Origin of the sequence: Marinobacterium sp. LSUCC0821 (assembly GCF_012848475.1) — a bacterium.
Classification (GTDB): Bacteria; Pseudomonadota; Gammaproteobacteria; order Pseudomonadales; family Balneatricaceae; genus Marinobacterium_E.
The window spans coordinates 1,517,143-1,535,566 of sequence record NZ_CP051666.1 but is presented as its reverse complement, the minus strand read 5'-3'; the positions used below and the strand labels follow the sequence as shown (position 1 = coordinate 1,535,566).

The window sequence follows — 18,424 nt, the reverse complement described above, 5'->3', positions numbered from 1 at the left end:
AATGTTACAACCAAAGCGTCTAAAATTCCGTAAGGTATTTAAAGGCCGTAACCGCGGTCTTGCTCAGCGCGGCAGCAGCGTAAGCTTCGGCGAATTCGCTCTTAAAGCTACTGAGCGCGGTCGCATCACTGCACGTCAGATCGAAGCGGCTCGTCGTACCATGACTCGTCACGTTAAACGTGGTGGTAAAATCTGGATCCGTGTGTTCCCAGATAAGCCGATTACTGGCAAGCCACTAGAAGTGCGTATGGGTAAAGGTAAAGGTAGCGTTGAGTACTGGGTTGCTCAGATTCAGCCAGGTAAGGTTCTTTTCGAGATGTCAGGTGTGCCTGAAGATCTTGCAAAAGAAGCATTCAACCTAGCGGCTGCTAAGCTTCCTTTGAATACAACTGTTGTTAAGCGGACGGTGATGTAATGAAAGCTACTGAACTACGTGATAAGTCCGTAGAAGAGTTGCAGCAGTCTCTGCTGTCTCTTCTCAAGGACCAGTTTAACCTGCGTATGCAGAAAGCTACTGGCCAGTTGGCACAGACTCACATGTTGGGTCAGGTTCGTCGCGACATTGCTCGCGTTAAGACTGTACTTAACGAAAAGCAGGTGACTAAATGAGTGCTGAAAAACGTACACGTACTGTGACCGGTAAGGTTATCAGTGACAAGATGGATAAAACCATCACTGTGCTAGTAGAGCGCAAGGAAAAGCACCCTATCTACGGTAAATTCGTTAAGCGTTCAACTAAGTTGCACGCACATGACGAAAAGAATGAATGCCAGATGGGTGATCTTGTGACTATCGCAGAGAGTCGCCCTTTGTCCAAGACTAAAACTTGGTCATTGGTACGCATTGAAGAACGTGGAGCGAAGGTGTAAACTATTGCACCTTTGATTCACCAGTCACTTCGTTCGCTGTTTGTAATGAAGGGTGAACGAAGATTAAGAGATTGTGGAGTAGACCATGATTCAAACTGAAACGATGCTTGATGTCGCTGATAACAGCGGTGCTAAGCGAGTGCAGTGTATTAAGGTCCTGGGCGGTTCACACCGTCGTTACGCTAATGTTGGCGATGTTATCAAGGTTACCGTTAAAGAAGCGGCGCCTCGTGGCAAAGTTAAGAAAGGCCAGGTACTTAAGGCTGTCGTAGTACGTACCCGTAAAGGTGTTCGTCGTCCAGATGGTTCATTAATCCGTTTTGATGTTAACTCAGCGGTTCTTTTGAACAACAACGACGCTCCAATCGGAACTCGTATCTTCGGGCCAGTAACGCGTGAGCTTCGCTCAGAGAAGTTCATGAAGATCATTTCCCTGGCGCCTGAAGTGCTATAAGACCCTGTTTTTACAGAGTTTTATTTGAAAACGCCAAGCTCGCGAGAGTTTGGCGTTTTTGAGCATGAGGAAGGTAGTAGGAAACGTAAGGTAATTTAAAATGCGTAAGATTAAACGTGACGACGAAGTCATCGTAATCGCAGGCAAAGATAAGGGTAAGCGCGGCAAAGTTATGCGTGTACTCGAAAACGATCGTTTGATCGTGTCTGGCATCAATATGGTGAAAAAACACCAGAAGCCAAACCCAATGCTGCAGCAGCCGGGTGGCATCATCGAGAAGGAAGCGGCTATCGCTACTTCTAACGTTGCTATTTTTAATGCTGCCACTGGTAAAGGCGACCGTGTAGGCTTCAAGACTCTTGAAGATGGCACGAAAGTTCGCTTCTACAAATCAACTGGCGAATTCGTTGGATAAGAGGAGTAGAACAGATGTCTAGATTAAAATCGCTTTACGATTCAGAAGTTAAACTGAGTCTAAAAGAAGAATTGAATTCACCAAACGTAATGGCAGTGCCACGTATCACCAAAATCACTCTTAACATGGGTGTTGGTGAAGCGCTAGCGGACAAGAAAGTTCTTGAAAACGCTGTAGGCGAGATGACTCAGATTTCTGGTCAGAAACCTGTTGTTACTAAAGCACGTAAATCTGTAGCGGGCTTCAAAGTTCGTGAAGGTTGGCCAATCGGTTGTAAGGTAACTCTACGCGGCGAGCGTATGTGGGAGTTCCTTGACCGTCTGGTAGACGTTGCTATTCCACGTATTCGTGACTTCCGTGGTCTAAACCCTAAGTCATTTGATGGTCGTGGTAACTACAGCATGGGTGTTAAAGAGCAGATTATCTTCCCAGAGATCGACTACGATAAAGTAGACGCTCTACGTGGTCTTGATATTACTATCACGACTACTGCGAAGACTAACGACGAAGGTCGTGCTCTACTAGCTGCCCTGCAGTTCCCGTTCAAGTCATAAGGAAGGGTTGAATAATGGCTAAGGTATCTATGAAGAACCGCGAAGCTAAGCGCGAAAAATTGGCGGCTAAATACGCTGAGAAACGTGCTGCGCTTAAGGCGATCATCGTATCTCCAAACTCTTCTGAAGAAGAAGCTTGGGAAGCACAAGTTGCGTTGCAGAAACTGCCACGTGATGCTAGCCCAGTACGTAAACAGCGTCGTTGTCAGGTGACAGGTCGTCCACATGCGGTTTACCGCAAGTTCGGTCTATCACGTATCAAACTACGTGAAGCTGCAATGCGCGGCGACGTACCGGGTCTTAAGAAAGCTAGCTGGTAATTACCAGCTAGTCCAACGGTAAGCGCAGTGGTCAGGGCCTCGCATAAGCGGGGCTACCGCGCTGCGCTGCACATGAGAAGGAAAAAAGCATGAGCATGCAAGACACGCTCGCGGATATGTTCACTCGCATCCGCAACGGTCACATGGCTGAGAAAGCAGCAGTTGCAATGCCATCTTCGAAGCAGAAAGTAGCTATCGCTAAAGTTCTGCAGGAAGAGGGTTACATCGCTGGCTTCGCAGTTGAAGGTGATGTTAAGCCTGTGCTGTCTATCGAACTTAAATACTTCGAAGGCAAGCCAGTAATCGAAGAGATCAAACGCGTAAGCAAGCCATCTCTACGTATCTACAAATCTGCATCAGATCTTCCGAAAGTTTCGGATGGTCTTGGTATCGCTATCATCTCTACTAGCAAAGGTGTAATGACCGATCGCGCAGCGCGCGCTGCTGGTATTGGTGGCGAAGTAGTCTGCACAGTATTCTAAGGGGTATTTACGATGTCACGTATCGCTAAAGCGCCTGTTACTGTGCCAGCTGGCGTTGAGATTTCAATCTCTGGTCAGTCACTCACTGCTAAAGGCAAAAATGGTCAGTTGACTCATGAAATCCACCCATCAGTTACTGTTGAACAGGCTGAAGGTGCGCTGCAGTTCGCTGCTCGCGATGGTGCGAAGCAGTCAGTTGCACTAGCTGGAACAACTCGTTCACTAGTAAACAACATGGTTACTGGTGTTAACGAAGGCTTCAAGAAAGAGTTGACCCTTGTTGGTGTCGGTTACCGTGCTTCTGTAGCTGGTAGCACTCTAAACCTTAACCTAGGTTTCTCTCACCCAATCGAGTACGCACTGCCAGAAGGTATCAAGGCGGAAGTACCAAACGTAACAACTGTTGTTCTTACGGGTGCTGATAAACAGGTTCTTGGTCAGGTGGCAGCAGAAATTCGTGGATTCCGTCCACCAGAGCCTTACAAAGGTAAAGGTGTTCGCTACTCTACTGAATATGTTCGCCGTAAAGAAGCTAAGAAGAAGTAAGGTAGGGTTATGAACGCAAACAAAGAAACTCGTTTACGTCGCGCTCGTCGCTCACGCTCTAAAATGCGTGAAGTGGGTGCTGTACGTCTGTGCGTTAACCGCACACCGCGTCATATCTATGCGCAAGTGATCTCTGCTGATGGCAGCACTGTACTAGCTTCTGCTTCTACAGTTGAAAAAGATCTGCGTGAAGGCGCAACTGGTAACGTTGAAGCTGCTAAGAAGGTTGGTGCTCTTATTGCCGATCGTGCTAAAGCAGCAGGTGTTAGCCAGGTAGCGTTTGACCGCTCTGGTTTTAAATACCACGGTCGTGTGGCTGCTCTTGCAGACGCTGCACGTGAAGGCGGTCTGGAATTCTAAGGGTCTCTATTATGGCAAATCACGAACAGAAAGACGGTGAACTGCAAGAGAAGCTTGTTCAAGTTAACCGTGTAGCCAAAGTTGTTAAGGGTGGTCGCATATTTAGCTTCACAGCTCTTACAGTAGTTGGCGATGGCAAAGGCCGAGTAGGCTTTGGTCGCGGCAAGGCACGTGAAGTACCTGTCGCAATTCAGAAAGCGATGGAGCAAGCTCGTCGTAACATGGTGAGCGTTTCTCTTAATGCTCATACTTTGCAGTACCCAGTTAAAGCAACTCACGGCGCTTCAACTGTATACATGCAGCCAGCTTCTGAAGGTACTGGTGTTATCGCAGGTGGTGCGATGCGTGCAGTGCTTGAATTAGCAGGTGTAGAAAACGTATTGGCTAAGTGCTACGGCTCAACTAATCCAGTAAACGTTGTGCGTGCGACTGTTAAAGGTCTATCGCAGATGTCGTCTCCTGAAGATGTTGCTGCTAAGCGCGGTATGTCAGTTGACCAGATTCTGGGGAACTAATCGATGGCTAAGAAAACAGTAAAAGTAACACTGGTTCGTAGTCCAATCGGTATCCTTCCGGGTCACAAAGCGACCCTTACAGGTCTAGGTCTACGTCGTATCAACCACTCTGTAGAGTTGGAAGACACTCCATCAGTACGTGGCATGATTAACAAAGTCATCTACATGCTTCGTGTAGAAGATTAATAGAGGAGTCTCCCATGCGTTTGAATACTCTTCGCCCGGGTGCCGGTTCTAAACACGCTCCTAAACGTGTTGGTCGCGGTATCGGCTCCGGACTAGGTAAGACTGGTGGCCGTGGTCACAAAGGTCTGAAATCTCGCTCAGGTAGCAGTGTGCGCCCGGGTTTTGAAGGCGGTCAGATGCCTATCCAGCGTCGTCTGCCAAAGTTTGGTTTTACGTCTCGTCAAGCACGTTATGTTGCTGAGATTCGTTTGAACGAACTAGTGGCTTGTGGTGTCGATATCGTCGACCTAGCAGCCCTAAAACAGGCTGACATTATTCGTGAAGAGATCACCTCTGCACGTGTAATTCTGTCTGGTGAAATTACCAAAGCAGTAACCGTCAAAGGTCTTAAAGTGACTAAAGGCGCTCAGGCTGCTATTGAAGCTGCCGGTGGTAAGGTAGAAGCGTAATGGCAAAAAAAGGACAAGTACCAGCAGGAATGGGTAGTGGCTTAGGCGAGCTTTGGGCACGTCTTCGCTACGTCGCTATTGCGATCATTGTGTATCGTATTGGTGCACACATTCCGGTACCGGGGATCAACCCAGACCGCCTAGCAGCACTGTTTGATCAGAATCAGGGAACTATCCTGAGTCTGTTCAACATGTTCTCTGGTGGTGCACTTGAGCGTATGTCTATTCTTGCGCTGGGTATCATGCCGTACATCTCTGCATCTATTATTATGCAGTTGATGACAGCAGTTAGCCCGCAGCTTGAGCAGCTTAAGAAAGAGGGTGAATCTGGTCGTCGTAAGATTAACCAGTACACTCGCTACGGAACGGTTGCACTTGCTACTGTTCAGGGCTTGGGTATGACGGTTGGTCTAGCTAACCAGGGTGTTGCATTCTCAACTGCGTTTAACTTCTACTTTGTAGCTGTTATTACGCTTGTTGCAGGTGCTGTATTCCTTATGTGGCTTGGTGAGCAGATCACAGAACGTGGTATCGGTAACGGTATCTCTATTCTGATCTTCTCGGGCATTGTGGCAGGTCTTCCTGGTGCAATCGGTCAGTCCTTTGAGTCGGCTCGTCAGGGTGATTTAAACATCCTGGCGCTGCTTGCGATCGCTGTAATTGCTGTTGCGACAGTTGGTTTTGTTGTGTTCATGGAACGCGCACAACGTCGTATCACAATTAACTATGCGAAACGTCAGCAGGGTAACCGCGTATATGCGGGACAAACTAGCCATTTGCCACTTAAAGTGAATATGGCGGGTGTTATCCCACCTATTTTCGCAAGCTCTATCCTTCTGTTCCCTGCATCACTTGGTCAATGGTTTGGCCAGTCTGAGGGAATGAGTTGGCTTCAGGATGTTGCATTGGCGCTTGGCCCTGGTCAGCCGCTATACATTCTGTTGTTTGCTGCTGCAATTATCTTCTTCTGCTACTTCTATACTGCGATTATGTTTAATCCACGTGAAGTTGCAGATAACCTGAAGAAATCGGGTGCCTTCATTCCTGGTATTCGTCCTGGTGAACAGTCTGCTCGTTACATCGACAGCGTACTTAGCCGCCTAACTCTGTTCGGTGCTATGTACATCACTGCAGTATCTTTGATGCCGCAGGCGATGGTTGTTGCTTGGAACGTGCCTTTCTACTTCGGTGGTACTTCGTTACTTATCGTTGTAGTTGTGGTAATGGACTTCATGGCTCAGGTGCAATCGCATCTAATGTCACACCAGTATGAGTCCCTGATGAAGAAATCAAATCTTAAGGGCGGCGCGGGTCTCCTGCGTTAAGCCAAAGAGGTGAATCATGAAAGTACGTGCATCTGTTAAAAAGATTTGCCGTAACTGCAAGATCGTACGTCGTAACGGTTCTGTTCGCGTGATCTGCAAGGTTGAACCTCGTCATAAACAGCGTCAGGGTTAATTCCTAAGCTGTGACGAGGCGGAAGAGCGCAGTGATTTGATTTGTAACGAATCATCATGTATCATTGCGCGCCTTCCACGAACTGATTGAATTTCGTACCGGTTCGACCGGAAGCGTATATATTTAACTTATGGAGTAAATTGAATGGCCCGTATTGCAGGCGTCAATATTCCTGACAACAAGCATGCGGTAATTTCACTTACCTACATCTTTGGGGTCGGCCGCACTACTGCTCAGCAGATCTGTGCCGCTGCTGGCATCGCTGAATCTGTAAAGATCGGTGATCTGTCAGAAGAAGTCCTAGAGACTGTCCGTGGTGAAGTTGCCAAGTTTACTGTCGAAGGTGACCTTCGTCGTGAAGTAAACATGAGTATCAAGCGTCTTATGGATCTTGGTTGTTTCCGTGGTATCCGTCACCGTCGTCATTTGCCGGTGCGCGGTCAGCGTTCTAAAACAAACGCGCGTACCCGTAAGGGCCCACGTAAACCGATCCGTAAGTAAGCGATAGGAATTACGAACTATGGCTAAGCCGAGTAATCGCACACGTAAAAAAGTTAAAAAGCAGGTAGTTGATGGCCTAGCGCACATCCACGCCTCTTTTAACAACACCATTATTACCATTACCGATCGTCAGGGTAATGCTCTTTCATGGGCTACTTCAGGGGGCTCTGGCTTCCGTGGTTCTCGTAAGAGCACACCGTTCGCTGCACAGGTTGCTGCTGAACGTGCTGGTCAAGCTGCACTTGAGTACGGCTTGAAAAACCTAGACGTGTTTGTGAAGGGCCCTGGTCCTGGTCGCGAGTCTGCAGTGCGTGCACTGAATGCTTGTGGCTACAAAATCACAAACATCACCGATGTGACGCCTATCCCACACAACGGATGTCGTCCACCGAAGAAACGTCGCGTTTAATCTGGAGACGGTAAGTAATTATGGCTCGTTATATTGGACCTAAGTGCAAACTGTCACGTCGCGAAGGCACCGATCTCTTTCTTAAGAGTGGTGTTCGTGCTCTAGACAGTAAGTGCAAGGCTGAGACTAATCCTGGTGTACACGGCGCTCGTCGCGGTCGTCTATCAGATTACGGTCTACAGCTACGTGAAAAACAGAAAGTTCGTCGTATCTACGGAGTGCTAGAGAAGCAGTTCCGTGGTTACTACAAAGAAGCAGACCGTCGCAAGGGTGCAACAGGTGTAAACCTTCTGCAACTTCTTGAAGGCCGTCTAGACAACGTTGTTTACCGCATGGGCTTCGGTTCTACACGTGCAGAAGCACGTCAGATCGTTTCTCACCGTTCTATCACTGTGAACGGTCAGGTAGTAAACATCGCTTCATTCCAAGTGAATGCTGGCGACGTTGTTGCAGTACGTGAAAAAGCTAAGAACCAGCTTCGCATTAAAGCGGCGTTGGAACTTGCTGCACAGCGTGCACCAGTAGAGTGGATCGAAGTTGATTCGGCGAAAATGGAAGGTACTTACAAGTCAATTCCAGAACGCTCTGATCTTTCTTCAGAAATCAACGAACAGTTGATTGTTGAGCTCTACTCTAAGTAATTAATTAACTGGTGGAACTATGCAGCGTTCAGTAAATGAGTTTCTAAGCCCACGTCATATTGACGTACAGGAGATCAGCAAGACTCGCGCTAAGGTTACTTTGGAACCTCTAGAGCGTGGCTTCGGTCATACCTTGGGTAACGCGCTGCGCCGCATCCTTCTCTCTTCAATGCCTGGCTGTGCCATCACTGAAGTTGAGATTGATGGTGTTCTGCATGAGTACAGCACCATTGAGGGTGTTCAGGAAGATGTCATTGAGATCCTTCTGAACCTCAAAGGTGTTGCTGTTACTATGCACAACAACGATGAAGCGGTGCTGACTATCAATAAATCTGGCCCTGGCGCAGTTACTGCTGCCGATATTCAGGTTAACCAAGATGTTGAGATCGCAAACCCGGAACACGTGATTGCTACCCTAACTGGTGCTAGCAGTCTGAACATGCGCCTGACTGTTACTCGTGGTCGTGGCTATGTGCCTGCTGATGCACGCAATAGCGAAGACGATGAAACACGTGCAATTGGTCGCCTGATGTTGGATGCGAGCTACAGCCCTGTCCTACGCGTTTCTTACGCAGTAGAAGCAGCGCGCGTAGAGCAGCGTACTGACCTCGATAAACTGGTAATCGATATTGAGTCTAACGGCACAATCGATCCAGAAGAGTGCATTCGTCGTGCAGCAACAATTCTGCAGCAGCAGCTAGCAGTATTTGTTGATCTCGAAGATGCGAGCGAGCAGGCTAAGGCAGAACCAAGTGAACCTGAGATCGATCCTGTGCTTCTCCGCCCAGTTGATGATCTTGAGTTGACTGTACGTTCCGCAAACTGTTTGAAGGCTGAGCAGATCTACTACATCGGTGACCTTATCCAGCGCACCGAAGTTGAACTGTTAAAAACTCCGAACTTGGGTAAAAAGTCACTCACAGAGATCAAGGACGTTCTTGCGTCTAAAGGTCTGTCACTGGGTATGCGTCTAGAGAACTGGCCACCAGCTAGTCTCAAAGGCGAAGACAAAGCGGCTTCTTGAGCTGGCTTTAGCTAAGTTTTAAAGGATATAGAAGATGCGTCATCGTAAATCTGGCCGTCAGTTGAATCGTAACAGCTCTCACCGTAAGGCGATGTTCAAGAACATGGCTGTCTCTTTGATCGAACACGAGTTGATCAAAACGACTTTGCCTAAAGCTAAAGAACTACGTCGCGTGGTTGAGCCTCTGATCACACTGGCTAAAACTGATTCTGTTGCTAACCGTCGTCTTGCATTTGCTCGTACACGTAGCGACGCAGCAGTAGGTAAATTGTTCAACGAACTGGGTTCACGCTACTCACAGCGTCCAGGTGGTTACGTACGTATCCTTAAGTGTGGTTTCCGTTCTGGCGACTCTGCACCTATGGCTTACGTAGAACTAGTTGATCGTCCTGCAGCGGCTTCTGAGTCTTCTGAAGACTAAGAAGTAGATCAAATATAAAAACCCGGCTATTGCCGGGTTTTTTATTGTCTAAATTTTTTACTCTTATCGATATGCAAACTGCATATACAAAAAGAGGGAGAACTGATTTCTCCCTTGTGCGCTCGTGAATGCTGATTAATTCATCATACCCACAAGTGTTAGTGAGATCGATGGGAAGGCAATCAGTAGGATTAGCCTCAATAGATCTACAGTAATGAAAGGTATTAGGCCCTTGAAGATATCTTGGAAGGCTACATTCGGTAGAGTTGCCTTCAACACAAACACATTCATACCTATAGGTGGTGTGATTAGTGCTATCTCTGTAACAACTACAACGACTATACCGAACCAAACGAGATCGAAACCATTTGCAGTCACTAGTGGGACGAATAGCGGTACACAGATAAGTATGATCGCCAACGAGTCCATGACACAACCTAATAATAAGAAGATCAACATAATGGCTGCGATGAGTTCATAACTTGATAGGCCTGAAGATTGAACTGCATCGAGAATCCCTTCTGCCAAACCAGAGAATGAGACCAGTTTTGCAAATAGCATTGCACCAAACAGAACGGTGTAGAGCATGACTGAAGTAAATGCTGAATCTAGAAAGATATGTCTAAATGCGCTCCAACTCATACGACGCTGAACTAGGGAAATAATTAAGGCAAAGCCTGCTCCCATTCCAGCTGCTTCTGTAGGTGTGAAGAATTTTGCGTATATTCCTCCAAAGATCAGGAAAAATAGCATGAAGAATGGCCATACGCCCTTCAGGGATGCAATCTTCTCTTGAATCGTCGAACCCTCTCCACGTGGTGCGTGTTCTGGCTTAAATATAGCGACGATATAGATGGCTAGAAGGTATAAACCCACCCCTAGCATTCCAGGTACAACGCCTGCAATAAATAGCTCACCAATGTTGGTTTGCGTCAAAATGCCATAGATCATCAATATAATTGATGGCGGTATTAGGATGCCAAGCGTGCCACCCGCAGCAATAGATGCTGAGGCTAGAGAATCTGAGTAGCCATACTTCTTCATGCTAGGGTAAGCCACTTTCGACATGGTCGCTGCGGTTGCAAGGCTTGAACCACACACTGCACTGAAGCCCGCGCAAGTCACCATGGTTGATAGTGCTAGGCCGCCACGTACTCTTCCAAGGTAGGCGTTAGCAGCTCTGAATAGGTCTGCTGCAATGCCTGTCTTAGAGAGAATGTTACCCATCAGAATAAATAGTGGAACGACTGCAAGATCATATGAGAAGACAGCCTCAGATATGGTCATCGACAGCATTGTGATAGAGGTGGAGTAGCCATAATCCCACGCGATACCAAAGAAACTAACAGTAAGTAGTGAAAAGGCTAGGGGTACGCGAAGGAATGCTAAAACAAGTACAAGTGCTAATGCGATTAGTCCGAGTGTCATAGTGCCTCCTCGGTGTTTATTGCCTCATGGGTACGTTTCGGCATAAGACTTGTTGCGGCGCTAGCAAAGGCGCCAGTTGCCATTAGGTAGTACATATATTCTCTTGGTATTAGCAGCTCGTGGCTCACTTCAATAATCTCTTTTGCGTCCATTGCTGCAATCACAAACTGATAGCCAATTAGGGCAAGTGCGCAGGTTAGTAGAAGTTGGATAAGGTGGTGCCACCAGCGCATCGAATCTTGGAGTAACCAGCGGTCTAGAAGGTCAACGCAGAGGTGTCCTCTTGCTGATGTGAGTAAAGGTAGGCCTGAAAATACAATTACGGCCATGAGGTGTTCAGTAAGGTCGTGTGCGCCGTAAATTGGTGCATCAAAGAATCGACGCCCAATTACATCTGCAAAGGTTAGGGCAACCATGGCAAACAGTGAGAGCATTAATATGATCTCTATACCTTTGAATGCTTTGCCTATTAGGGATTTCATTACTATCTCCAGAGACGACAACGGCTGCCTTTTTAGGGGCAGCCGTATTTTCAGAATTACTTAGCCGCGTGCTTGCGGTAGCTGTCCTGGTGGTACTTTACCATCTCCATTGGGTTATTGATGCCGAAGTTCACTGCGTCTGCTGCCCAGTCAGATAGTAACTGTTCTCGAGAGTTGCTAATCAGCGTCAATAGCTCCTTAGATGGTTCACTAAACGTATGGTCCTTTGATGCGCGCAATTTCACTTCAGCTGCTGCACTTTGGCTATCGAAGGTGCTTCCCCATAGGCGAGCGAACGCAGCGCCAGACACTTCCATTACTGCTTTTTGGTCCGCAGCCGATAGCTTATTGAATTTGCCTTCATTCATAGCAAGGAAGAAGGTTGCATCGTAGAAACCGCCAGGAATCTTAGTGTGGTTTGTCAGTACGCCATCAACTCGGAAGTTAACTACAGACTCCATTGGGTGTAGAGAGCCGTCGATTACACCGCTGTTAAGCATCTCATAGGCTTTAGGTCCTGGAGCTGCTACAGGAATTGCACCGAGTGATTCAATCAGTACTTTCTGGATTGGGCCACCCATGCGGAACTTCTGGTTCTCAAAGTCGCTTGGGTTCACCATAGCTTTAGAGCCGTGGTTGATTACACCAGGGCCTAGAGTACCGACGCCAAGTACTTTCACACCATCGAAAGCAGAGTTGCTATCTAGGTACTTCTCATAGGTATCCCAAAGAGCTAGAGAGGACGCTTCTGCGCTATCACCGACACCTGGAACTTCCGCAAACCATACTGCTTTAAAACGCTCTGGTTCGTATGTCCAGTTACCCCAAGTGATATCGGCTACGCCTTTACGTGCAAGCTCCCAATGCTGTGGCGGGCTACCTACTGCCTTAGGCAGGATGCGAATTTCAACGCGACCATCAGTGGCTTCTTTAACATCATCAGCCCAATCTTTCAGAATGCCGCTGACAAAGTGTGCAGGTGGTACCCAGTTCGACATGGTTAGTGTCGCTGCTTGTGCCTGTGCCGTGATTGAGGCAGCAAGTGTTGCAGCTGTTAGGGTCGTTGCTATTTTGTTTGAGAGGTTCATCTTTTATATCCTCGTTTGTTTTTTATTTTATTTTTCGCTGAACAATTTTTCGACCAGAGCCACCCATACTTGGGCACCAGTATCGAGTGCTTCGTCATTGAAATCGTAATGAGGGTTGTGAACACTACAAGGCCCTTGCCTATGTTCACCGCCATCAAATCCGTTGTCACCATTTCCTATTAGAAAGTAACAGCCAGGGACTTTTTGCAGCATGTAGGCAAAGTCCTCGCTGCCCGTGAGTGGTCTTGCTTTCGCATCTACTTTTTCTTCTCCAAAGAGATGAGTAGCTACTTCACTTATCAATTGTGCGGATGCTTCATCATTAATGAGAACTGGGTAACCCATCTCATAACTGATATCTACAGTACACTCGTAGGCTGCAGCTTGAGATTTAGCTAGCGCTTCAATACGTTGTTGAAGACGATCTCTTACGCTTGGTTGCAGAGCGCGTACACTCAACTCAAGAAGAGCGGTCTCAGGAATGATGTTATAGGTATGGCCAGCCTGAATGCGCCCTACGCTTATAACGCCCGTATCGAGTGGGTCAATATTGCGACTGATGATTGACTGAAGGCCAGTGATGGTTGCTGCTAGCGGTTGTGTTGGGTCAATCGCCATTTGCGGTAAACCACCGTGGCCACCTTTGCCAGAGAAGGTTAAACGTACTACATCAGATGAGCACATGAATGAGCCGGCACGGAGTTCACAATGCCCTACAGGAACGCCTGGGTAGTTGTGTAGACCAAAGATTGCATCACAAGGAAAACGGTCAAATAGTCCGTCATCGATCATGCATTGAGCGCCACCGCCGCCCCCGACCTCTTCTGCAGGTTGGAAGATAAGATTGAGTGTGCCGTTGAATGCGCTTGTATCCATCTGACTGATGTACTTAGCGGCACCCAGCAAAATGGCTGTGTGGCCATCATGCCCGCAGGCATGCATTTTGCCAGCACTTTTGCTTTGCCAAGGTAGTCCTGTGAGCTCTTGAAGAGGGAGTGCATCCATATCTGCACGCAGGCCAATCTTTGGGCCGCTCCCGTCACCAAAGACACGTTGTGCAACTAGGCCAGTTACCGCTAAGCCTGTTGTCACTTGGTAGCCCCAGCTCTTGAGCAAGGAGAGTACAAACTCACTGGTCTGGTGCTCTTCAAAGCCAAGTTCTGGGTTGGCATGAATGGCATGTCGCCACTCTTTCATCGATTTAATGTCTAGATCTTTCATTGCTATTACTTTTATTTTTCTGTTTTTAAAGAGTAAAGGGTTGCAGTGAAAACAAATAGATAATATTTTTGGTTTGGCGATCTAATTTTGGTGTCACTACTATGAAGAACCAACAAATCAGAGCACTGGTCAAAATTGCTGATACAGGCTCTATTCGAAGTGCAGCTGCAGAGCTGGGCACCAGCCAAAGTGCGCTGACCCGTTCAATGAAAGAGCTTGAAGAAAATTTTGGTGCAGAGCTGCTTTCGCGCAGTTATCGCGGGATAAGTTTTACTCCTGCAGGCGATGCGCTTCTTAAACGTGCAAGGATGATTCTCGCCACTATAGAGCGTGCGAAGGATGAAGTTGCTCAAATTAGTGGTGGTAAGGGGGCTAAAGTCTCTATTGGTATTACGCCCGTGGTCTCTTCTACCGTATTTCCGGACATTTACCGTCAGTTTAAACATAAACTTCCAGATGCAGATTTGGTTCTGACGGAAGGGCTTTTAACCACTATTGTCCCAGGGCTGATTGAAGGGCATCTCGATTTTGGTGTCGCCATTGCCACGCAAAGTGAATTGCCAACAGAACTTGTGTTTACCCCGCTCTGCAATGTCTCTATTGCAGTTACCGGTCGCAAGGGGCATCCGCTAGCCAAAGAGCAGGATTGGGAAAAGCTTTTAGAGGCGAGCTGGGTGTTGAATATCTCTTTAGGGAGTAGCTCAAATGGTCTTTTGTCTTGGTTGGATGAGCAAGGACTTCCCCGACCCAAAGAGATCGTGCAGTGCACCTCGCCACAAATTATGCTGGAGATGATGCGGAGAACGGATCTAATAGGATTTGGTCCTACCCGTTACATGAGTGATTCCTTATCGGGGCAGGGGCTCGAACCTTTTGCGATTCAGCCGCTACCGCCTATGGCAACGCTGGGCATCGTTAGAGTGCGCGGTATGCCACTGACTCCAGCAGCACAAGAGATGGAAACACTGGTGCAGAGATTGTTGATGAGTAACTTTTCTGAAGAGCTCAGTCGACCTCCCCTGGCGGTCTAATACAATGGCTAAAGGTATCTTTCCAAAGCATCATTGGCGGGAACTGCTCGCACATCTAGGAACTGAGAAATCGAAGTTCGTTGAGATCGAGATTACCCAATATGGTGTGATCGTGGACCACACTATGGTCTCGTTTATTACCGATACCGATTCGGACTATGAATTTAAAGTGGCGCGGGCTGATCTTTTAAAAACCGATACCGAAGAGCTAGTGACGCTTCACTATGAAACAGATCAGCTCAGTGTTATTTGTGAGGTGGCGGGGACTCTAGTAAGAATGCCCGCAGTCGCGCTCTAATCCAGAAACGTTGTGAATCCATCAACAGCAAGGCGAGTGGCAACGAGAGAGTTAATCTTAGCCTCTTTATCTTCGTAACCAATCGCCAATCCGCAGGCGAGCATGAGCTCGTCGGGAGCTTTGGTCGCCTTGTTGACGATAGTGTGGAAGAAACTCCAGTATCCCTGTGCACAGCTCGCAAGACCCTCCTCTTCACAAAGAAGCATCACGCTCTGTAGGAACATACCAAGATCCATCCACTGGCCAAGGCTTAATTGACGATCCACATAAGCGAACAGAGCTACCGGTGCCCCAAACATACGACCGTTCTCTGCGAATTGCCGTTGACGACCAGCTTTGTCTTCGCGGGTTACACCCAGGAGGTTATAAAGATCTTCGCCAATCGCTTTGCGTCTCTGGTTATACTCTGCTGGAAGCGGCATCGGGTAGACGGTGTATTCTGGTTCATCAGGTGGAAGGCCAGACTCATGTCTAGATACCGCCTCCTGTTTTATCTGCTCAAGCGTTGAGCCTGTAACCGCATATATTTTCCACGGCTGAATGTTTCCGTTAGAAGGTGCTCGCGAGGCTCGCTGCAAAATCGATTTAATCAGCGCAGGCTCAACCGGCTTATTTGTAAAAGCACGAACGGTTTTTCGCTGCAGTAGCGCTTGTGAAACATTCATGCTCGCTCCTTAGGCCTTTGAGCTTGGCTGCAAAAATGGGCTAGAGAGTTTGCGCAGCTCACTTAGGCAATCATTAATATCACGTGCAGTTGTGTCTAGTGCATAGTCTGCTTGCTGGTACTCGGCTTCACGCTCTTCAAGGATCAAGCGAAGATCTTCGATCGCCTCTTTAAACCCTTGCATCGGGCGTGTATCGCCTTGTTGCATAACCCTGCCAAGGTGCTCTTCTGGTGACGCCTTGATCCATACTGAGAAGAAGTTCTCAAGCAGCATGTTGAACGTCTCTGTTTGCGAAACAAGTGAGCCACCTGTTTCCAAAACAACGGGTTCACCAAGCTCCATAACAGAGTTAAGTGCTTGTGCTTCAATACGACGAAACTTCTTCTGACCGCCTAGGTCTAGAATTTCAGCAACACTCATGTTGGCCTGTTCTTCAATAAGTGCAGTGAGACGAATGAATCGAACACCCATCTCTTTGGCAAGTGCTTCACCCAGGGTCGATTTACCTGCGCCGCGAAGACCAATCAGTGCAATACCGTGACCACGCGAAAGTTGCTCGTTGAAACTGCGCTTCACGATTTGTAAGGCAGTCAGCTGCTGATCCGCTGTAAGTTGCGCCACAAAGCTGCTCAACAACGGATTGATACGGTCGCGTTGAGGGCAGGGGATAAGTGATGACAGAGAGATATCAAAGGCATCCGCAACACGCCAAAGCACCGCCAGCGTGATATTCGCTTTACCAGTCTCTAATTGGGCGAGGTAGCGTTCAGATACATCTGAGTGCTTGGCCAGATCCTTACGCGTCATGCCGCGTTTCGCACGCAAAGCGCGAACCCGATTACCTATATCCTCGATGTAGTGATCAAGGGTGACCTCTTCAGGCGATAGTGTCAGTACCATTGCCTCAGACATGATGCGAACCTCCTGCATGCATATAAGCTTCGATTTTCGCACGAAACTCAGCAGGAATGTCGATTTTTGTCATATCTCTGTTATCAACAAAGACATTAACTGTTCGGCCATCAACGCACTTAGTCCCATCCTCTAAGTAGATCTCTACATTAAAGATAATGGATGAGTTACCCAGCTTTTCGACAAAGACCAAGCAGCGAATAGGGCTGCGAGGTGTAATTGACTTGTAGATGTCATAGCTAACAGAGACGAATGGCGTACCAATTTGGTGGTCCATATTAAGCTCAAACCAAGGTACACCCACCACTTCACGCATAAAGTGATCTATTGCATCTACCACGTAATCAGCGATACGTCCCGTAAAGACAATGTGTGCAGCATCGGTATCGCCCCATTGAGGTTGGCGAATATACTCAACTGGGGCATTCATCTCGTTAGCTATCCTTGAGTGTTAGTAAGTTTCGATATGGTAGCGGCCTTCACTGCGAAGCGTTTGGCGTATTTCAGACCAGTTCAAACCGTTGTCTGAGCATATCTTATCAAAACTTTGTTCAACACCATCTTCCATTCCTTTCAAACCACACAAATAAATGTATGTATTTGAATCTTTTAGAAGATTAGCTAAATCAGTAGAGCGTTTTAGCATGCGATGTTGAACGTACTCTTTCTGTTGATCATCAAGTTTTGTCATGCGAGAGAAGACAAGCTCTTGATCTAACAGATTAGAAGGTACTTTCTGAAGTGGTCCGAAATATGGCAGTTCGCTTGGTGAGCGAGCACCAAAGAAAAGCATCATCTTACCAGCGCCATTACCACCGATACGGCGACGACGTTCAGTCATACCGCGGAACGGTGCAGCACCAGTTCCGGTACAGATCATTACCAGGTTCGCATCTGGGTCGTTTGGCATCAGGAAGGTGTTACCAAACGGGCCAGTAACTTGTACTTCATCGCCCTTGTTGAGGTTGCACATGTAGCTTGAGCCAACCCCTTCGTGTGTTTCGCCGTCTGCCTCAAAAGTGACGCGCTTAACTGTGAGGGCGAGGTTGTTATAACCTGGACGTTCACCATCGCGGGCACTGGCAATAGAGTAGAGGCGTACAAGGTGTGGCTTGCCTTTTGCGTCGGTCCCTGGAGGAATGATGCCGATCGATTGCCCTTCCAAAACTGGGAAGGACTGTGAACCGAAATCCAATACGATATGGTGAATATCGGAATCAGTTCCCTCTTCAGTGATTCGGTAGTTACCTGTCACAGTGGCCTTGGCGGGTTGCTCACGTGTCCACATGTTGATTACAGGCTTAGATGCTGTTGCTGGCGCAGGTACGGCTCCTGTGCCTGCGTGCGCAGTATCTAGAATTGATGCGGCTTCAGATTCGCCAGCCTCATCAGTAATATCTGCCAGTTCAATCTGCTCAGGAAGCTCGTCCCAAGAGTACTGGTCTTCAAGTGAATAAGCATCGTTAACCATGCGCCAGTTGTCGATAGCGCCAGTAGGACATGGAGCGATACAGTTCATGCAGTAGTTACATAGATCTGAGTTAACTACGTAGTTGTCTTCATTATGCTCGATCGCGCCTTCAACAGGGCAGTTCTCTTCACAGGTGTTACAGCGAATACAAACTTCTGGATCGATAAGGTGTTGGCGTAATGCTGTCATAACGTTGCTCTTATATAGATTCTTATAATCGATAA

The 18,424-nt window shown here is 47.7% G+C and carries 30 protein-coding genes; 22 read left to right on the top strand and 8 right to left on the bottom strand.

The window, feature by feature from the left end:
* Position 1: 1 nt before the first annotated feature.
* The 20 genes from rplP to rplQ all read left to right on the top strand — a co-directional run bounded on the left by rplP (position 2) and on the right by rplQ (position 9,604).
* Entirely contained in the window at positions 2-415 is a 414-nt protein-coding gene (gene rplP / locus HH196_RS07400) for a 50S ribosomal protein L16 (RefSeq protein WP_169451507.1), read from the top strand.
* Positions 415-609, top strand: a complete 195-nt coding sequence (rpmC, locus tag HH196_RS07395; protein WP_169451506.1) for a 50S ribosomal protein L29 — start codon at positions 415-417, stop codon at positions 607-609. The genes rplP and rpmC overlap by 1 nt, the downstream gene beginning before the upstream one ends.
* Positions 606-869: a 30S ribosomal protein S17 gene (gene rpsQ, locus HH196_RS07390; protein WP_169451505.1), complete on the top strand. Its 264-nt coding sequence runs from the start codon at positions 606-608 to the stop codon at positions 867-869. Before rpmC ends, rpsQ begins: the two co-directional genes overlap by 4 nt.
* A gap of 85 nt (positions 870-954) precedes the next feature.
* Positions 955-1,323: a 50S ribosomal protein L14 gene (gene rplN, locus HH196_RS07385; RefSeq protein WP_169451504.1), complete on the top strand. Its 369-nt coding sequence runs from the start codon at positions 955-957 to the stop codon at positions 1,321-1,323.
* Positions 1,324-1,423: 100 nt separating this feature from the next.
* Positions 1,424-1,738 (top strand): 50S ribosomal protein L24, encoded by a 315-nt coding sequence (rplX, locus tag HH196_RS07380; protein ID WP_169451503.1) that lies wholly within the window; start codon positions 1,424-1,426, stop codon positions 1,736-1,738.
* A gap of 14 nt (positions 1,739-1,752) precedes the next feature.
* Positions 1,753-2,292, top strand: coding sequence for a 50S ribosomal protein L5 (rplE, locus tag HH196_RS07375; RefSeq protein WP_169451502.1), 540 nt, complete (start codon positions 1,753-1,755; stop codon positions 2,290-2,292).
* Positions 2,293-2,306: 14 nt separating this feature from the next.
* Positions 2,307-2,612, top strand: a complete 306-nt coding sequence (gene rpsN, locus HH196_RS07370) for a 30S ribosomal protein S14 (RefSeq protein ID WP_169451501.1) — start codon at positions 2,307-2,309, stop codon at positions 2,610-2,612.
* Between the two features lie 89 nt (positions 2,613-2,701).
* The gene (rpsH, locus tag HH196_RS07365) at positions 2,702-3,094 is read left to right on the top strand and encodes a 30S ribosomal protein S8 (protein WP_169451500.1); all 393 of its coding nucleotides are present in this window, start codon (positions 2,702-2,704) and stop codon (positions 3,092-3,094) included.
* Between the two features lie 12 nt (positions 3,095-3,106).
* Positions 3,107-3,640: a 50S ribosomal protein L6 gene (gene rplF, locus HH196_RS07360; RefSeq protein WP_169451499.1), complete on the top strand. Its 534-nt coding sequence runs from the start codon at positions 3,107-3,109 to the stop codon at positions 3,638-3,640.
* A gap of 9 nt (positions 3,641-3,649) precedes the next feature.
* The gene (gene rplR / locus HH196_RS07355) at positions 3,650-4,000 is read left to right on the top strand and encodes a 50S ribosomal protein L18 (protein ID WP_169451498.1); all 351 of its coding nucleotides are present in this window, start codon (positions 3,650-3,652) and stop codon (positions 3,998-4,000) included.
* 11 nt (positions 4,001-4,011) lie between these two features.
* Positions 4,012-4,515, top strand: a complete 504-nt coding sequence (gene rpsE, locus HH196_RS07350) for a 30S ribosomal protein S5 (protein WP_169451497.1) — start codon at positions 4,012-4,014, stop codon at positions 4,513-4,515.
* 3 nt (positions 4,516-4,518) lie between these two features.
* Entirely contained in the window at positions 4,519-4,701 is a 183-nt protein-coding gene (rpmD, locus tag HH196_RS07345) for a 50S ribosomal protein L30 (RefSeq protein ID WP_169451496.1), read from the top strand.
* A 14-nt stretch (positions 4,702-4,715) separates the two neighbouring features.
* Positions 4,716-5,150 carry a 50S ribosomal protein L15 gene (rplO, locus tag HH196_RS07340; protein WP_169451495.1) on the top strand — a complete coding sequence of 145 codons (435 nt, stop codon included), beginning with the start codon at positions 4,716-4,718 and terminating at the stop codon, positions 5,148-5,150.
* A complete protein-coding gene (gene secY / locus HH196_RS07335) occupies positions 5,150-6,475 on the top strand; it encodes a preprotein translocase subunit SecY (RefSeq protein WP_169451494.1) in 1,326 nt (441 codons plus the stop codon). Before rplO ends, secY begins: the two co-directional genes overlap by 1 nt.
* 16 nt (positions 6,476-6,491) lie before the next feature.
* Positions 6,492-6,608: a 50S ribosomal protein L36 gene (gene rpmJ, locus HH196_RS07330; RefSeq protein WP_007021200.1), complete on the top strand. Its 117-nt coding sequence runs from the start codon at positions 6,492-6,494 to the stop codon at positions 6,606-6,608.
* 144 nt (positions 6,609-6,752) lie between these two features.
* Positions 6,753-7,109 carry a 30S ribosomal protein S13 gene (rpsM, locus tag HH196_RS07325; RefSeq protein ID WP_169451493.1) on the top strand — a complete coding sequence of 119 codons (357 nt, stop codon included), beginning with the start codon at positions 6,753-6,755 and terminating at the stop codon, positions 7,107-7,109.
* 19 nt (positions 7,110-7,128) lie between these two features.
* Positions 7,129-7,518, top strand: coding sequence for a 30S ribosomal protein S11 (rpsK, locus tag HH196_RS07320; RefSeq protein ID WP_169451492.1), 390 nt, complete (start codon positions 7,129-7,131; stop codon positions 7,516-7,518).
* A gap of 20 nt (positions 7,519-7,538) precedes the next feature.
* On the top strand, positions 7,539-8,159 hold the full coding sequence (gene rpsD, locus HH196_RS07315; protein ID WP_169451491.1) for a 30S ribosomal protein S4: 621 nt from the start codon (positions 7,539-7,541) through the stop codon (positions 8,157-8,159).
* Positions 8,160-8,178: 19 nt separating this feature from the next.
* On the top strand, positions 8,179-9,183 hold the full coding sequence (gene rpoA, locus HH196_RS07310; RefSeq protein ID WP_169451490.1) for a DNA-directed RNA polymerase subunit alpha: 1,005 nt from the start codon (positions 8,179-8,181) through the stop codon (positions 9,181-9,183).
* Positions 9,184-9,217: 34 nt separating this feature from the next.
* The gene (gene rplQ, locus HH196_RS07305) at positions 9,218-9,604 is read left to right on the top strand and encodes a 50S ribosomal protein L17 (protein ID WP_169451489.1); all 387 of its coding nucleotides are present in this window, start codon (positions 9,218-9,220) and stop codon (positions 9,602-9,604) included.
* 135 nt (positions 9,605-9,739) lie between these two features.
* Here rplQ and HH196_RS07300 read toward each other — a convergent pair whose 3' ends face one another.
* The 4 genes from HH196_RS07300 to HH196_RS07285 are packed head-to-tail and all read right to left on the bottom strand — an operon-like array spanning position 9,740 to position 13,823.
* Positions 9,740-11,032, bottom strand: a complete 1,293-nt coding sequence (locus HH196_RS07300; protein ID WP_169451488.1) for a TRAP transporter large permease — start codon at positions 11,030-11,032, stop codon at positions 9,740-9,742.
* Positions 11,029-11,514 (bottom strand): TRAP transporter small permease, encoded by a 486-nt coding sequence (locus HH196_RS07295; protein WP_169451487.1) that lies wholly within the window; start codon positions 11,512-11,514, stop codon positions 11,029-11,031. Before HH196_RS07295 ends, HH196_RS07300 begins: the two co-directional genes overlap by 4 nt.
* Positions 11,515-11,570: 56 nt before the next feature.
* Positions 11,571-12,602: a TRAP transporter substrate-binding protein gene (locus HH196_RS07290; RefSeq protein ID WP_169451486.1), complete on the bottom strand. Its 1,032-nt coding sequence runs from the start codon at positions 12,600-12,602 to the stop codon at positions 11,571-11,573.
* A 27-nt stretch (positions 12,603-12,629) separates the two neighbouring features.
* A complete protein-coding gene (locus tag HH196_RS07285) occupies positions 12,630-13,823 on the bottom strand; it encodes a M20 aminoacylase family protein (protein WP_248276834.1) in 1,194 nt (397 codons plus the stop codon).
* 101 nt (positions 13,824-13,924) lie between these two features.
* On the opposite strand from HH196_RS07285, the gene HH196_RS07280 reads away from it, so the two are divergent.
* Together HH196_RS07280 and HH196_RS07275 are read left to right on the top strand one after the other, a co-directional pair.
* Complete coding sequence (locus HH196_RS07280; RefSeq protein ID WP_169451485.1) at positions 13,925-14,854, top strand: LysR family transcriptional regulator; 930 nt, start codon at positions 13,925-13,927, stop codon at positions 14,852-14,854.
* Between the two features lie 4 nt (positions 14,855-14,858).
* On the top strand, positions 14,859-15,152 hold the full coding sequence (locus tag HH196_RS07275) for a hypothetical protein (RefSeq protein WP_169451484.1): 294 nt from the start codon (positions 14,859-14,861) through the stop codon (positions 15,150-15,152).
* On the opposite strand, the gene HH196_RS07270 is transcribed toward HH196_RS07275, so the two are convergent.
* Genes HH196_RS07270 through boxA form a run of 4 tightly spaced genes read right to left on the bottom strand, consistent with a single transcriptional unit; the run spans position 15,149 to position 18,389 of the window.
* Complete coding sequence (locus tag HH196_RS07270; RefSeq protein ID WP_169451483.1) at positions 15,149-15,817, bottom strand: nitroreductase; 669 nt, start codon at positions 15,815-15,817, stop codon at positions 15,149-15,151. The two genes, HH196_RS07275 and HH196_RS07270, sit on opposite strands and share 4 nt — an antisense overlap.
* Before the next feature lie 9 nt (positions 15,818-15,826).
* Positions 15,827-16,729, bottom strand: coding sequence for a helix-turn-helix transcriptional regulator (locus HH196_RS07265; protein WP_169451482.1), 903 nt, complete (start codon positions 16,727-16,729; stop codon positions 15,827-15,829).
* Positions 16,722-17,159 (bottom strand): thioesterase family protein, encoded by a 438-nt coding sequence (locus HH196_RS07260; protein ID WP_169451481.1) that lies wholly within the window; start codon positions 17,157-17,159, stop codon positions 16,722-16,724. Before HH196_RS07260 ends, HH196_RS07265 begins: the two co-directional genes overlap by 8 nt.
* 21 nt (positions 17,160-17,180) lie before the next feature.
* Positions 17,181-18,389 carry a benzoyl-CoA 2,3-epoxidase subunit BoxA gene (gene boxA / locus HH196_RS07255; protein WP_169451480.1) on the bottom strand — a complete coding sequence of 403 codons (1,209 nt, stop codon included), beginning with the start codon at positions 18,387-18,389 and terminating at the stop codon, positions 17,181-17,183.
* Positions 18,390-18,424 lie beyond the last annotated feature (35 nt).